This window comes from Arthrobacter sp. HLT1-20, from assembly GCF_054510895.1.
Window position 1 is genome coordinate 1 of record NZ_JBTNDR010000022.1, and the last position, 15,282, is coordinate 15,282.

Annotated in this window: 11 protein-coding genes; 7 read left to right on the top strand and 4 right to left on the bottom strand. The window is 63.2% G+C overall.

Annotated features, from left to right (window positions below):
* The first annotated feature begins 418 nt into the window (after window positions 1-418).
* From dnaE to nrdR, 4 genes are all read left to right on the top strand, one after another.
* Window positions 419-3,985, top strand: coding sequence for a DNA polymerase III subunit alpha (gene dnaE, locus ACX80Q_RS12390; protein ID WP_459330832.1), 3,567 nt, complete (start codon window positions 419-421; stop codon window positions 3,983-3,985).
* A 30-nt stretch (window positions 3,986-4,015) separates the two neighbouring features.
* Window positions 4,016-4,684, top strand: coding sequence for a hypothetical protein (locus tag ACX80Q_RS12395; protein WP_459330833.1), 669 nt, complete (start codon window positions 4,016-4,018; stop codon window positions 4,682-4,684).
* A gap of 69 nt (window positions 4,685-4,753) precedes the next feature.
* The gene (gene hisD, locus ACX80Q_RS12400) at window positions 4,754-6,118 is read left to right on the top strand and encodes a histidinol dehydrogenase (protein WP_459330834.1); all 1,365 of its coding nucleotides are present in this window, start codon (window positions 4,754-4,756) and stop codon (window positions 6,116-6,118) included.
* A gap of 111 nt (window positions 6,119-6,229) precedes the next feature.
* Window positions 6,230-6,724, top strand: a complete 495-nt coding sequence (gene nrdR / locus ACX80Q_RS12405; protein ID WP_459330835.1) for a transcriptional regulator NrdR — start codon at window positions 6,230-6,232, stop codon at window positions 6,722-6,724.
* On the opposite strand, the gene ACX80Q_RS12410 is transcribed toward nrdR, so the two are convergent.
* From ACX80Q_RS12410 to map, 3 genes are all read right to left on the bottom strand, one after another.
* The gene (locus ACX80Q_RS12410; RefSeq protein ID WP_459330836.1) at window positions 6,725-7,516 is read right to left on the bottom strand and encodes an SDR family oxidoreductase; all 792 of its coding nucleotides are present in this window, start codon (window positions 7,514-7,516) and stop codon (window positions 6,725-6,727) included.
* Window positions 7,517-7,518: 2 nt separating this feature from the next.
* The gene (gene ppgK / locus ACX80Q_RS12415) at window positions 7,519-8,313 is read right to left on the bottom strand and encodes a polyphosphate--glucose phosphotransferase (protein WP_459330837.1); all 795 of its coding nucleotides are present in this window, start codon (window positions 8,311-8,313) and stop codon (window positions 7,519-7,521) included.
* 100 nt (window positions 8,314-8,413) lie between these two features.
* Window positions 8,414-9,292, bottom strand: coding sequence for a type I methionyl aminopeptidase (gene map, locus ACX80Q_RS12420; protein ID WP_459330838.1), 879 nt, complete (start codon window positions 9,290-9,292; stop codon window positions 8,414-8,416).
* A 121-nt stretch (window positions 9,293-9,413) separates the two neighbouring features.
* On the opposite strand from map, the gene ACX80Q_RS12425 reads away from it, so the two are divergent.
* Entirely contained in the window at window positions 9,414-9,587 is a 174-nt protein-coding gene (locus ACX80Q_RS12425) for an SPOR domain-containing protein (RefSeq protein WP_459330839.1), read from the top strand.
* A gap of 106 nt (window positions 9,588-9,693) precedes the next feature.
* Here the strand turns inward: ACX80Q_RS12425 and panB are convergent, their stop codons facing one another.
* Window positions 9,694-10,599 carry a 3-methyl-2-oxobutanoate hydroxymethyltransferase gene (gene panB / locus ACX80Q_RS12430; RefSeq protein ID WP_459330840.1) on the bottom strand — a complete coding sequence of 302 codons (906 nt, stop codon included), beginning with the start codon at window positions 10,597-10,599 and terminating at the stop codon, window positions 9,694-9,696.
* A 164-nt stretch (window positions 10,600-10,763) separates the two neighbouring features.
* Here panB and ACX80Q_RS12435 point away from each other — a divergent pair, with 164 nt between their 5' ends.
* Both ACX80Q_RS12435 and ACX80Q_RS12440 read left to right on the top strand, forming a co-directional pair.
* Window positions 10,764-12,104, top strand: a complete 1,341-nt coding sequence (locus ACX80Q_RS12435; protein WP_459330841.1) for a glutamine synthetase family protein — start codon at window positions 10,764-10,766, stop codon at window positions 12,102-12,104.
* Window positions 12,105-12,112: 8 nt separating this feature from the next.
* Entirely contained in the window at window positions 12,113-15,187 is a 3,075-nt protein-coding gene (locus ACX80Q_RS12440) for a bifunctional [glutamine synthetase] adenylyltransferase/[glutamine synthetase]-adenylyl-L-tyrosine phosphorylase (RefSeq protein ID WP_459330842.1), read from the top strand.
* Window positions 15,188-15,282 lie beyond the last annotated feature (95 nt).

A 15,282-nucleotide genomic window follows, 5' to 3' on the forward strand; every position in this document is an offset into this window, starting at 1 on the left:
ACCGCCACACCCGGAAAGCACCCAAGAAAGCGGCCCCCACCAAAAAAGATGGGAGCCGCACACCGATGCCTCTTGACAAAAGTTCCCACATATCAGTCCCCACGCCCTCCCCAAGCTCGCTGCGCTCGCTCGTGGCCCCTCGGGCGTGTGGGCCCAGCCACGCCAATCCCCAAGCTCGCCGCGCTCGCTCGTGGCCCCTCGGGCGTGTGGGCCCACCCACGCCCCCCAACGCTCTCGCACCTCCGGGGGTTAAACCCATTACGCTCTCTCACTAGCTGAGAGAGCGTAATGGGTTTAACCACGAAAGGTGAGAGAGCGTTATGGGGGCGGGGCGACGAAGGAGTTCTTCCTTGGGCGTCGTGGCTTGGCTGGACACCCGCCGGGTTGGTCTTGGGCTAATGAGCACTAGAATGGTTCGGTGGCTAGCTCATCGACTGACAGTTTTGTCCATCTCCATACGCACACCGAATACTCCATGCTGGACGGTGCAGCGCGCCTGACCGAGCTGTTTGACGAGGCCAAGCGGCTGGAAATGCCGGCCCTGGCCACAACAGACCATGGCTATCTCTTCGGCGCCTTCGACTTCTGGAAAAAGGCCACCGACGCCGGCATCAAGCCCATCATCGGCGTTGAAGCCTACGTCACCCCGGGCACCGCCCGCACCGATAAGACCAGGGTCAAGTGGCGCACGGATGAGAGCCAGCGCAAGGACGATGTCTCCGGCGGTGGCTTCTACACGCACATGACACTGCTGAGCTACAACAACCAGGGCATGCGGAACCTGTTCCGGGCCTCCTCCCTGGGCTCGCTGGATTCGCCCATGGGCAAGTACCCCCGCCTGGATAGGGAACTGCTCAACGAGTACCACTCGGGGCTCATCGCCACCACCGGCTGCCCCTCGGGTGAGGTTCAGACCAGGCTTCGCCTGGGCCAGTACAACGAGGCCAAGGCTGCGGCGTCGGAATTCCAGGACATTTTCGGCAAAGAAAACTACTTCTGTGAGCTCATGGACCATGGCCTGGACATTGAGCGCCGGGTCACCAAGGACCTGCTGCGCCTAGCCAGGGAACTTGAGATCCCCCTGGTGGCCACCAACGATCTCCACTACACCCATGAGCACGACGCCAAGGCGCACGAGGCCCTGCTGGCCCTGCAGTCGGCGTCGACCCTGACCGAACCCACCTATGACGAGGGTGGTAAGCGCTTTGCCTTCAGCGGCAGCGGCTACTACCTGAAGTCCCCGGCGGAGATGCGCCAACTGTTCTCCGAGCTGCCCGAAGCCTGCGACAACACGCTGCTGATCGCCGAGCGCTGCGACGTTTCCTTCAACACCAACGCCAACTACATGCCCAAGTTCCCCTGCCCGCCCGGTGAGGACGAGACGTCTTGGCTGGTCAAGGAAGTCGATACCGGCCTGCGCTACAGGTACCCGGGTGGAATCCCGGACGCCGTGCGCAAACAGGCCGACTACGAGCTTGATGTCATCATCAAAATGGGTTTCCCCGGCTACTTTTTGGTGGTTGCCGACTTTATCAACTGGTCCAAGGACCACGGCATCCGCGTGGGTCCCGGGCGTGGTTCCGGTGCCGGCTCCATGGTGGCCTATGCCATGCGCATCACCGACCTTGACCCGCTGCGCCACGGCCTGATCTTTGAGCGGTTCCTAAACCCTGAACGCGTCTCCATGCCCGACTTTGACGTGGACTTCGATGATCGTCGCCGTCATGAGGTCATCAAGTATGTGACCGAAAAGTACGGCGATGAGCGTGTCGCCATGATCGTCACCTACGGCAGTATCAAGACCAAGCAGGCGTTGAAAGACTCCTCGCGCGTGCTGGGACACCCGTTCAGCATGGGTGAAATGCTGACCAAGGCGCTACCCCCGGCCGTCATGGCCAAGGACATCCTGCTCAGTGACATTGAGAACCCGGAGGCCAAGCGCTATGGCGAGGCGCAGGATTTCCGCAACCTGATCAACACCGATCCCGAAGCGGCCAAGGTCTTTGAACTGTCCAAGGGCCTGGAGGGGCTCAAGCGCCAGTGGGGCGTGCACGCGGCAGGCGTGATCATGAGCTCGGATCCCATCATCGATGTCATCCCCATCATGCGCCGCATCCAGGACGGGCAGGTCATCACCCAGTTCGACTACCCCACGAGTGAAGGCCTTGGCCTGATCAAGATGGACTTTTTGGGGTTGCGAAACCTCACCATCATCACGGACGCCCTAGAGAACATCCAGGCGAACAAGGGTTTCGAACTGGACCTTGAGGGGCTGGAGTACGACGACGCCGCCTCCTATGAGCTCATGGCCCGCGGGGATACGCTGGGTGTTTTCCAGCTCGACGGCGGACCCATGCGGTCCCTGCTCAAGCTCATGCGCCCCGACAACTTTGAAGACATCTCCGCCGTCCTGGCCCTGTACCGTCCTGGCCCCATGGGTGCAGATTCGCACACCAACTATGCCCTGCGCAAGAACGGGCTCCAGCCCATCACCCCCATCCACCCCACGCTGGAGGAACCTCTCGCCGAAATTCTGGGCGGCACCTACGGGTTGATCGTGTACCAGGAGCAGGTCATGTCCATCGCGCAGAAGCTGGCCGGCTACTCGCTGGGCCGGGCAGATATTTTGCGCCGTGCCATGGGTAAGAAGAAGAAGTCCGAGCTGGACAAGCAGTATGCGGGCTTCCATCAGGGCATGCTGGACAACGGCTACACCGACGAGGCCGTCAAGACACTGTGGGCCATCCTGCTGCCCTTCTCCGACTACGCCTTCAACAAGGCCCACTCGGCCGCGTACGGCGTCATCAGCTACTGGACGGCGTATCTCAAGGCGCACTACCCGGCCGAATACATGGCCGCACTGCTGACAAGCGTTGGTGACGACAAGGACAAACTGGCCCTGTACCTGAACGAGTGCCGCCACATGGGCATCACTGTGCTGGCCCCCGATGTCAACGAATCGGCGTTGAACTTCACCCCGATTGGCTCCGACATCCGCTTCGGCATGGGTGCCATCCGCAACGTTGGCGCCAACGTTGTCAACGGTCTGGTGGAATCCCGGGTGGAGCGCGGCAACTTTGAGAACTTCTCCGACTTCCTCATGAAGGTCCCGGCCGTGGTGTGCAACAAGCGCACCATCGAGTCCTTGATCAAGGCCGGTGCCTTTGACTCCCTGGGCCATCCCCGGCGCGCCCTGGCCATGATTCACGAAGAAGCCGTCGACTCGGTCATCACCATCAAACGCAACGAGGCCGTGGGACAGTTTGACCTCTTCGCGGGAATGGGCGGCGACGCCGAACCGGAGTCCGCGCTGATCACCGAGATCCCGGACCTGCCCGAGTGGGAGAAGAAAGACAAGCTCGCCTTCGAGCGGGACATGCTGGGCCTGTACGTCTCGGATCACCCGCTGCGTGGTCTGGAAGGTGTGCTGAGCCAGAACGCGGACATTTCCATCACGCAGCTGCTGGCCGACGACGGACCGCAGGACGGCCACATCATCACGATTTCGGGCATGATCACCAACCTGCAGCGTCGCATCGCCAAGAGCAGCGGAAACCCGTACGCCCGCTGCGAGATTGAGGACCTGGGCGGCTCGGTTGAGGTCATGTTCTTTGGCCAGGTATACGGGCCCATCGCCACGATCCTGGCGGAAGACCTCATTGTGGTGGTCAAGGGCAGGCTGCAAAAGCGCGACGACGGCGCCATCACCTTGAATGCCATGGAGTTGACGGTGCCCGATCTCAGTGAAGGCCTGGCCGGGCCGCTGGTGATCTCCATGCCCGAGCACAAGGCCAATGAGGCGGTGCTGTTGGCGCTCAAGTCCATCCTGGGCGATCACCGCGGCAACACCGAGGTCAAAATGCATCTGGCCGGCAGCCGCTCGGTGAAAGTCATGAAGCTGCCGCTGCACCACAGGGTCAATCCCACGCCGTCGCTCTTTGGTGATTTGAAGGTTCTCCTGGGCCCCACCTGTCTGGAAGGCTGACGGTCATCAAACTACGGCTACGGTTAATCCATGAGTGAGATTCTTCCGCAGGACCCGGCAGCCCTGCCGACGCCACCGCCAGTTCCTGCCGAGCTGTCCCGCAGCGAGTTGCGCAGGGGCTACCCCTCACGTGCCAAGCGTGTGTGGAGCCCCATGCCGCAAGCTGCCAATACCAGGACGCACTGGCGCCACGGGCTGGGATTCTCGGCCGCTGTGGGTGCCCTGCTCGGTGCCGCGTGGTGGCTGTTAGCCCCGGGTGGAGCGTTTTATGGTGACGGTGAGGATTACACGGTGTGGTTCCCCAGGGACCTGGTCCTGGCCATACTCATGGTGACCGGCGGCTTGCTCAGCGCCGTGTGGTTGTTGCGCCAGCGCCGGGTAACGGCCCACGGCCCCCTGCCTGCCGCTGCCTTTGTGGCGATGGTGGTGGGCGGTTTCGTGGGGTCGGTGATTGCCTGGCGGATGGGTGTCTTTGCGGGGGACTTGTTCCACACTCCGGCCAACAATTTGCCGCACCCCAGCATGGTGTTTTCGCTCAGGTCCCAAACGGTGCTGATCCTCTGGCCGCTGGCCAGTGTCATCACGGTGTTCATTGCGCAACTGTTCGGCTACGGGATTTACCCGGCCGCTCCCGCCCCGGGACAGGATGCGCCTGCCCAGGATGCGCCCGGACAGGCGCTGCCCAGCAACGCACGGTAGAGCCCGTCAGTTCCCACATCGTGAAAGGATGCGGTTGGCGTGCACCGGCTGCGGGTAAACTGGGCTGTTGTGAGCAACCTTGAATCTTCCGTGGCCCCCCTGACGCTGAACCGCACAGACCTGCGCGGCCGCACCCTGACCTTGGCGGAACTCAAAAAGGCCGTGCCCCGCACTGCCGCGTCCACGGTCACCACTGCCGAGAACGCCGTTGCAGGCATCATTGCCGATGTTCGCCAGCGCGGCCACGCGGCCCTGGCGGAGCTGGCGCAGAAGTTCGACGGCGTCACCCAGGAGCACCCGCGCGTCCCCGCCGCTGCACTGGCCCAGGCGTTGGAATCGCTGGACCCGGCGGTCCGGGCAGCCCTGGAAGAGTCCATCACCCGTGCCAAGGCTTTTGCCCAGGCCCAAAAGCCTGCCAATGTTGACTTTCCCGTGGCCAATGGTGCCGTGGTCTCCTCACACTGGATTCCCGTGCGCCGTGTGGGCCTGTACGTACCCGGTGGCTTGGCGGCCTACCCCTCGTCGGTGATCATGAACGTGGTTCCCGCCCTCGCCGCAGGTGTGGGCTCGGTGGCCCTGGCCTCGCCGCCGCAGAAGGAATTTGGCGGCCTGCCGGACCTGACAGTCCTGGCCGCAGCGGCTCTGCTGGGCATTGAGGAGGTGTACGCCATGGGCGGTGCGCAGGCCATCGCCGCCTTCGCCTATGGCGTGGCGGCCGGAACTACCTCCGCCGGTGACGGCGCAGCCCTTGAACCGGTTGACGTTGTCACGGGCCCCGGCAACATCTTTGTGGCCACGGCCAAGCGCCTGGTCAAGGGCGTTGTGGGGATTGACTCCGAGGCAGGCGCCACCGAGATCGCCGTCCTGGCCGACCACAGCGCCAACCCCGTTTTTGTTGCTGCCGATCTCATCAGCCAGGCCGAGCATGATCCCAACGCAGCCTCCGTGCTGGTGACCACATCAACCGAGCTGGCCCACGCCGTCGAACGTGAATTGGGGCGCCAGGTGGCCCTCACAACCCACCGGGAACGGGTCGAAACAGCGCTTGCGGGCGTTCAGTCCGGCATTGTGCTAGTGGACGACCTCGACCAGGGCGTGGCCGTGTGCAACGCCTACGCCGCAGAGCACCTGGAAGTGGTCACCGAGAACGCCGCCGCCGTGGCCGCCCGGATCACCAATGCCGGAGCCATTTTTGTGGGGGACTACAGCCCCGTGAGCCTGGGCGACTACTGCGCAGGGTCCAACCACGTGCTGCCCACGAGTGGCACGGCAGCCTTCTCCTCGGGCCTGAACGTCACCACGTTCCTGCGCGCCGTCCAGGTCATCAACTACAACAAGGATGCCCTGGCTCAGGTAGCCGAGCACGTCATCACCTTGTCCAAGGCGGAGGGCCTGCCAGCCCACGGTGATGCCGTGGCCGTGCGTTTCCCCTAAATCATTCACCGGAATCTATGGACAGGCGGGACCGGGTGTGGTAATTACACGATTGTAGTTTCACGGCCGTTGGTTCTACACTGGGACTAATCACGACCCGAAGGGATATGCATGTACTGCCCGTTTTGCCGTAATCCAGACTCCCGCGTGGTTGATTCCCGCCTGTCCGACGATGGCTCCTCCATCAGGCGCCGCCGCCAGTGCACCGAATGCGGGCGCAGGTTCAGCACCATGGAAACGGCCAGCCTTTCCGTGACGAAGCGTTCCGGGGTGGCCGAGCCCTTCAGTCGGAGCAAGATCATCAGCGGCGTGCGCAAGGCGTGCCAGGGCAGGCCGGTCACCGACGACGACCTCGCCAAGCTCGCCCAGGAAGTTGAAGAGTCCATCCGGGCCAGCGGTGCGGCCGAAATCGACGCCAATGATGTGGGGCTGGCCATCCTGGCACCTCTGCAGCGGCTGGACCTGGTGGCTTATCTGCGGTTTGCCAGCGTCTATCAGGCTTTTGAGTCCCTTGAGGACTTTGAGAGCGCCATTGCCACGCTGCGATGCGAATCCGAGGCGGCGGCCCACGGTGCCTCCAACGATCCCAGCCCGGCTCCCAACTAGCTAGCGCCCGCCCGCAACAGGCAGGATTGCTCCTGTGACGTAGGAAGCATCATCACCCAGAAGCCACAGCACAGCTGCGGCAACTTCCTCGGGTTCACCGCCGCGTCCCAGCGGTATGAGGTGGTTCAGGCTTGCCACGCGGTCGGGCATTCCGGCAGCGGCGTGCAGGCCCGTGTTGGTGCTGCCGGGGGACACCGCGTTGACGCGTATGCCGTGGGCTGCCGCTTCGCTGGCAAAACCCACAGTCAAAACGTCCACAGCACCCTTGGATGCGGCATAGTGCACCCAGGTTCCGGGCGAGCCGGCCTTGACGGCTGTGGATGAGATGTTCACAATGGATCCGCCGTGACCTGTTGCGCTGGTGGACATCCGTCGCTGGGCCTCCTGGCACATGAACATGACGCCGGCAACATTCACGGCCAGCACATCCTGGATGGTCTGGGCTGGGACATCCACTAGCGGACCGATCAGGTTGCCTGTGATGCCCGCATTGTTGACCACTGCGCGCACATCTCCCAACGCCGCTGCCGCATCGAAGAGCCGGTGCACATCGTGCGGATCGCTGACATCTGCCTGAACGGCAATGCCCACACCATCGAGCGCATGGATGCGCCGGAGCACATCGGTGGCCCCGGCCGCATCTACCGAGTAGTTGACCACCACTGCGTACCCGGCCGCATCTACCGAGTAGTTGACCACCACTGCGTACCCGGCCACGGCGGCCTGAACCGCCACGGCAGCGCCAATGCCGCGGCTGGCGCCGGTGACAATGGCAACCCCGTGGTGGTTCATGGCTACTTGGTCAGCTTGAAGTGCACTGCCGCCTGCAGCGCGCCGCCCACAATGCCTGCATTGTTGGCCAGCTCGGCCGGGATGATCTTGGTGTTGATGTTCAGCTGCGGCAGGTAGTCCTCGCTGCGCTTGGAGATGCCGCCGCCAATGATGAACAGTTCCGGGGAGAACAGGAACTCCACATGGGAGAAGTAGCGCTGGAGTCGCACGGAGTACTCATCCCAGCTCAGCTCATCACGCTCGCGCGCACTGGCCGATGCCTTGGTCTCGGCAACAAAGCTGTCCAGTTCCAGGTGGCCCAGTTCAACATTGGGGATGAGTTTGCCGTCATAGATGAACGCCGAACCGATGCCCGTGCCCAGGGTGATGACCAAGACAGTTCCCTTGACGTCCTTGCCGGCACCGTAGCGGGCCTCGGCGAGTCCGGCGGCGTCGGCGTCGTTCATGACCTGGACGTCGCGGCCCAGCTCTTGCGTGAAGATGGCGTCCACATCGGCGTCGATCCAGGACTTGTCAACATTGGCTGCCGAGCGGGCCACGCCGTGGGAAATGATGGCCGGGAAGGTGATGCCCACGGGTGCGTCCTCGGTGGGGGCGTGGGGACGGGTCATCAACTCCTCAACAATGGCCTTGACTACCTTGGCCACTTCCTGCGGTGTGGACGGGCTGGGCGTGGGGATCCTGAACCGGTCTCCCACCACTTCGCCGCTGTGCAGGTCAACAATGCCGCCCTTGATGCCCGTGCCGCCAATGTCGATGCCAATAACAGTGGCGCTGGTTGAGTGCTTCTTAGACATGCATGCTCCAAAAAAGTAGAAAGTGACAAGGTTGGATCGGGCTGCGTGTGCTGGCGGCTGTTGCCTAGGCAGGCAGCGGCCGGCCATACGGGTGCGGCTTTTACGGCAGGGTGAGGACTTCGGCCCCGGTGGCGGTGACCACCATGGTGTGCTCAAACTGGGCTGTCCGCTTGCGGTCACGGGTGACGACCGTCCAGTCGTCGGCCCACATGTCCCATTCAATGGTGCCAAGAGTAAGCATGGGTTCGATAGTAAACACCATTCCCTCCTCAAGCACAGTGTTGTAGGCAGGAGCTGCGTCATAGTGCGGAATAATTAAGCCGGTGTGGAAGGCTTCGCCCACTCCGTGGCCGGTGAAGTCGCGCACCACGCCGTAGCCAAAACGCTTGGCGTAAGACTCAATGGCGCGGCCAATAATGTTGATTTCACGCCCGGGGGCAACGGCCTTGATGGCCCTGTTCAAGGACTCCTGGGTGCGTTCCACCAGCAGGCGAGACTCCTCATCGACGTCGCCCACCAGGAAGGTCCAGTTGGTGTCCCCGTGGACGCCATTCTTGAACGCCGTGATGTCAATGTTGATGATGTCGCCGTCTTCAACCACGGTGGTGTCCGGGATGCCATGGCAGATCACTTCATTGATGGATGAGCACAGCGATTTGGGGAAACCGCGGTAGCCCAGGGTGGAGGGGTACGCCTGGTGATCTAGCAGGAACTCGTGCCCAATACGGTCCAGGGCGTCTGTGGTGACGCCGGGGACAATGTGCTTTCCCACCTCAACAATGGCCTGGGCCGCAATCTTGGCGGAGATGCGGATCTTCTCCAGCGTTTCGGCGTCCTTGACCTCGGAGCCCTTGAACGGGGCAGGGCCGGCCTTGCCCACGTATTCGGGCCGCGGGATGGTGTGCGGGACGGGGAGCTGCGGGCTGATGGTGCCCGGGACAAGCTTGCCCAGGGGAGCCGTGAGTGCTGTGGAAGACATGAAACCATTCTATAAGTGATTGTGCACCGCCCGTGTTGGCGGGTGCTTGCGGGGCCGTTTTCGGCCTAAGATGAGCGCTAGGCGCCGAACCCAGCGGCGCACCAAGGCTCAGGAGAACACCGTGGCGCAGTATTGGTACAACGTGGAGACCCACCAGGTGGAGAAGGACGCCCAATCCGGCTGGCGTTCACTCATCGGCCCCTACGAAACCCGGGAAGAGGCCGAGGCGGCGTTGGCCAAGGTGCGTGAACGCAACGAGATAGCCGATGCCCTGGACGAGGACGACGACGAGTAGCCCCACCTTATTCTTCCCCCACCCCAACTATGACGCACTTGTTGCATTGGGAAGCGCTTTCCTGCGCTGATTTGATGCAACAAGTGCGTCATAGTTGGGGTGGGTGCTAGAAGGTGTGTTCAGGGCCGGGGAACACGCCGGTCCGGACTTCCTGGGCGTATTCCTTGGCGGCGTCGGAGAGGATGGTGCGCATTTGTGCGTACTGTTTCACGAACTTTGCCATCTTGCCGGTGCGCAGGCCCGCCATGTCCTGCCACACCAAAACCTGACCCGTGGTGCTGTTGCCGGCACCAATGCCAACCGTGGGTGCGGCGATTGCGGCGTCCACGGCAATGGCCGTTGCGGCTGGCACCATTTCCATCAGCACAGCGAACGCGCCAGCGTCGGTGAGGGCAACGGCGTCGTCAATCATGGCCTGGGCGGCTTCTCCCTTGCCCTGGACCCGGTAGCCGCCGAGCATGTGTTCGCTTTGCGGGGTGAAGCCGATGTGAGCCATGACGGGGATGCCGGCCTGGGTCAGGGCCCGCACGGTGGGGGCGTAATAGGCGCCGCCCTCCATCTTGACGGCATGCACCAGCCCCTCCTTCATGAGGCGCACCGAGGAGGCGATGGCTTGTTCGGCAGATTGCTCGTAACTGCCAAAGGGCAGGTCCGCCACCACCAGGGCACGCTTGGAGCCAGCCGTCACCGCACGGGAGAAGATGATCATCTCATCAAGAGTGATGGGCAGTGAGGTCTCGTTGCCCAAGACGTTGTTGGAGGCTGAATCCCCAACGAGCAGCACCTCGATCCCGGCCTCGTCAAAAATCTGGGCCGTGTACTGGTCATAGGCCGTCAACATGGCAAACTTCTGCCCTGCCAGCTTGGCCGCCTGCAGGTGATGGGTGCGCACTTTGGCTGTTGTCGCAGGGATTCCCGCGGCCGGGGGCGCGCTTGCGTCCTTGGTGCCGGAGCCATAAGGAGCCGCCAGCTCGGCGGACACGGACGAATCAGGGGTACTTGTGGGTGCCATGGCAACCAGCTTATTACGAGTCGGGGCGCGAATTGAGCAAACGGGGGCGCAGTCCTTAGTAGAGTATGCACTGCGGGCAACATACGTGCCCGCTAACCCGTTCGCTGCGGGCCGGATGCCCGGTGTGCTGCTGTGCGAGAGTTCTAGAGGGAAGAGGCACATACGTGGACCGTCAGCAAGAATTTGTGTTGCGCACCATCGAAGAGCGCGACGTGCGGTTTGTGCGCCTGTGGTTTACCGACGTTGTGGGCAGCCTGAAATCGGTGGCCCTGGCCCCCGCCGAAGTGGAGGGCGCCTTCGAGGAGGGCCTTGGCTTTGACGGCTCAGCCATTGAAGGCCTGGCCCGCGTCTTTGAATCTGACATGCTGGCCCAGCCCGATCCATCCACCTTCCAGATCCTGCCCTGGCGCGGTGCCACCGAGCAGACCTCGCGCATGTTTTGCGATGTCCTGACGCCCGACGGCGAACCCTCCGCAGCTGACCCGCGCAACGTGCTCAAGCGGACCCTGGCGAAGGCCGCGGACATGGGCTTCACCTGCTACACCCACCCGGAGATTGAGTTTTACCTGCTCAAGTCCGACAAGCCCGGTCCCGACGGCGTCCCCGTCCCCGTGGACCAGGCCGGCTACTTTGATCACGTTCCCGGCGGTGTGGCCCAGGACTTCCGCCGCACGGCTGTGACGATGTTGGAGGATGTGGGCATTTCCGTGGAGTTCAGCCACCACGAAGGCGGGCCCGGGCAAAACGAGATTGACCTGCGCTACGCCGATGCCCTCCAAACGGCCGACAACATCATGACCTTCCGCACAGTCATCCGCGAGGTGGCTATCCAGCAGGGTACCTACGCCACCTTCATGCCTAAGCCGTTCTCCGATCACCCGGGCTCCGGCATGCACACGCATTTTTCGCTGTTTGAGGGCGACAGTAACGCCTTCCACGAGCCCGGTGCGGAATACCAGCTTTCCAAGACGGCGCGGCAGTTCATGGCCGGGATTCTCAAACACGCCCCCGAATTCACGGCTGTTACCAACCAGTTCGTCAACTCTTACAAGCGCCTCTGGGGCGGGGGAGAAGCACCCAGCTACGTCTCCTGGGGCCACAACAACCGTTCGGCTCTGATGCGCGTTCCGCTGTACAAGCCGGGCAAGGGCCAGGCCGCGCGCCTGGAATACCGTGGCATTGACTCCGCGGCCAACCCCTACCTGGCGTATGCTGTGCTGCTCGGTGCCGGCCTGAAGGGCATTGAGGAAGGCTACGAACTGCCGCCGGCCGCCGTGGAGGACGTCAGCCTGCTCACGAACGCCGAACGCCGGCTCATGGGGCACGATCCCTTGCCCTCCAGCCTGCACGACGCCGTGCGCCAGATGGAGGAGTCCGAGCTCATGCCCGAGATCCTGGGCGAGCAGGTGTTTGAAAACTTCCTGCGCAACAAGCGCGACGAATGGCAGGAGTACAGGCTTCAGGTCACCCCGTACGAGATCAACCGCTACCTGGGGATTCTCTAAGACCTGCCATGGGCTCGCTCACCCGCACCCTGATCTCCCGCGGCTTCTCCGACCTGGAAAAATGTGAAAGGTTCCTGGGCTTTGCCGAACTGGCTGACCTGGATCAGACGCAACTACTTGACGCACTCTCCGTGGCCGACAACCCCGACCTGGCGCTGCAATCGTTGGTGCGCCTGCTCAGCGCTGTCCCCGAAAGCTACAACAAGCTGAAGGTCCTGGACGCGGCTTCCGGCACGTGGGTCTCCAATGAGCCGCTATTCAGGCTCCTGGGCGCATCGGAGGCGTTGGCGGACTTCCTGATGCGCCATCCAGAACACCTTGATGTGCTGGATGCGCCGGCGTCACCGGAGCCCGTGGCGGTGCCGGCGCAGCGTTTCAGGGCGTCGCTGCTGCGTGCCGTGGGTGCCGATCCGGCGTCGGACATGCCAACAGCTGCCGTGGCAGGCACTGAGGCACGGATAGCCCTGCGGACCGCATACCGCCGGCATTTGTGCGAACTGGCCCTGCGGGACCTGGCCGCCGCGTCACCGCAGTCAGTCATGCCGCTGGTTGGCGCCGAACTCGCGGACCTTGCCGCGGCTGCGCTGGATGCCGCACTGGCCGTTGCCAGGAACGAGGTAGGCGCCGCCCTGGGGGAGGAGCTGGTGGCCCGGGTGCGCCTGGCCATTGTGGGTATGGGCAAGTGCGGGGCGCGGGAACTGAACTACATTTCCGACGTCGACGTCATGTACGTCATCGGCGTCACCAACCCGCCCGGGCTGGCTGACACCGGGCTGGCTGACACCGCGGATGAGGCCCAGGCCGTCCTGGTGGGCAATGCGCTGGCGGGTGCTGTGTCAAAGATCATCTACGCCCCCGAACGAGAGCCCGGTTTGTGGGAAGTTGATGCGAATCTGCGGCCCGAAGGTAAGGACGGCCCCTTGGTGCGCACCCTGGATTCCTTCCTGGCGTACTACCAGCGTTGGGCGCAGAGTTGGGAGTTCCAGGCGCTACTCAAGTCCCGGGCCATTGCCGGTGATGCGGCCCTGGGGCAGGAGTTTGAAGAGGCGGTTTCGCCCCTGATCTGGGCGTCCTCCGAACGTGAGGGTTTTGTTGAGTCGGTGCAGTCCATGCGCCGCCGTGTCACGGCCAACATTCGTGACGCCGATGCGAGCCGGCAGATTAAGCTGGGCAGGGGCGGCCTGCGTGATGTTGAGTTCACTGTTCAGTTGCTGCAGCTGGTCCACGGCAAAACTGATCCGCGCATCCGCGTCCCCGCCACCACTGCCGCCATTGAGGCGCTGACCCACGCAGGCTACATTGGCCGCACAGACGCCGCGAAACTCCTGGACCACTACACGTACCTGCGGGTGCTGGAGCACCGGATCCAGCTGGTGCAAATGCGCCGCACCCACCTGATGCCCACGGCGCAGGACCAGTTGCGTGCCCTGGCCCGTGCCGTGGCGGGTCCGCTGAGCCTCAAGAGGCCCAGTGCCGACTCCCTGTTGGAGGAATGGGCCAAGGTGAAGCGTTCCGTGAGCTCCCTGCACGAGCGGATTTTCTACCACCCCATTTTGGCCTCTGCAGCGCACCTGAGCATCGAGGACGCGGCACTGACCAGCGACGCAGCGAAGGCCAGGCTTGCCGCGCTGGGCTACCGTGACGCAGCCGGGGCCGCGCGGCACATTGCGGCATTGACGGCCGGAGTCAGCCGCCGGGCCGCCTTGCAGCGCCAGCTGTTGCCTGTCCTGTTGGGCTGGTTGGCCGACGGCGTGGATCCCGACGCCGGACTGCTCGCGTTCCGCCGTGTGAGTGACACGCTGGGAACGTCACACTGGTACCTGGGCATGTTGCGCGACCACCAGGCCGCGGCCGAACGCCTGTGCCACTTGCTATCCAGTTCGCGGCTGGTGTCCGATCTGCTGGAAGTCTCCCCGGAGGCAACGGCATGGCTGGGTAATGACAAAGAACTAGTTCCCTTGAGTTTTGAAGCGCAATGGGGCGAAATCAAAGCGAAAATGTCTCGGCATGCCGAAGCGACAGGTGCCATCCGACTTATTCGTCTTCTTCGGCAACGCGAGATCTTGCGGGTGGCCATTGCTGATTGCTGTGGTCTATTGAATCATGACCAGGTGGCGAGGGCGCTCAGCGATGCTGACAGGGCAGCTGTCCTGGGTGCCCTTATGGTGGCCGAGAATGCTGTCTACGCCGGGTCGGCCCCCCTCACGCACGTATTGGTGGTCGCCATGGGGCGTCAGGGCGGCCAAGAGATTGGTTATGGTTCTGACGCCGATGTTCTTTTTGTTCACCGTGCTGTCGAGGGCCTGGATGCTGCGCAGGCGGGGGAAGCGGACGGGCAGGCGAAAGCCATCGTCCAAAAACTCACTGCGCTGCTGACAGCTCCCGTGCGTCCTGCCATCCAGGCCGAACGGGTGCTCAAAGTTGACGCTGATCTGCGCCCTGAAGGCCGTAGTGGCCCACTCGTTCGATCGTTGGAGGCCTACCAGGAGTACTACACCCGCTGGTCCTCAGCCTGGGAGGCTCAAGCGTTGTTGCGTGCCAGACCCATGGCAGGTTCGGATGAACTGGCACGGGATTTTGTGGCCATGGCTGACCCGGTCCGCTATCCGCGGGAAGTGTCTGAGTCAGACATACGCGAGATCAAACGCATTAAGGCGCGGATGGAATCGGAAAGGCTGCCGCGCGGCGCCGACCCGGCCAGGCACGTGAAGCTAGGGCGCGGGGGCCTAAGCGATGTCGAATGGCTCGTGCAATTGTGGCAATTGCAGCATGCCCATGAACATCCTGCTTTGCGTACAACACAGACTTTGCCTGCGCTACACGCTGCCAACGCCATGGGTTTGCTCGATGCCGATGACGCGGCCCTGTTGGAGACTGCGTGGCGGTTGGCAGGACGGATCCGCAATGCCAACGTGATGTGGACAGGCAATACCTCAGACCTTTTGCCGCTGGCGCGGCGTGATTTGGAGGCGGTGGCCCGCTGGTGCGGTTATGAACCGGGCCATGCTGCGGCGTTCGAGGAAGAGTACCTTGGCCTGACACGGCGTGCCCGCGCTGTTTTTGAGCGCCTCTTTTACGGCTAGACCCGGCTCTAGTGTACCGGCGCCGAGTTCGCGGAGGCCGGAAGCGCCAGCGCCGCGCCCGTCCCCACTTTTCGCGCCCCGTGGGGCCCAACGGG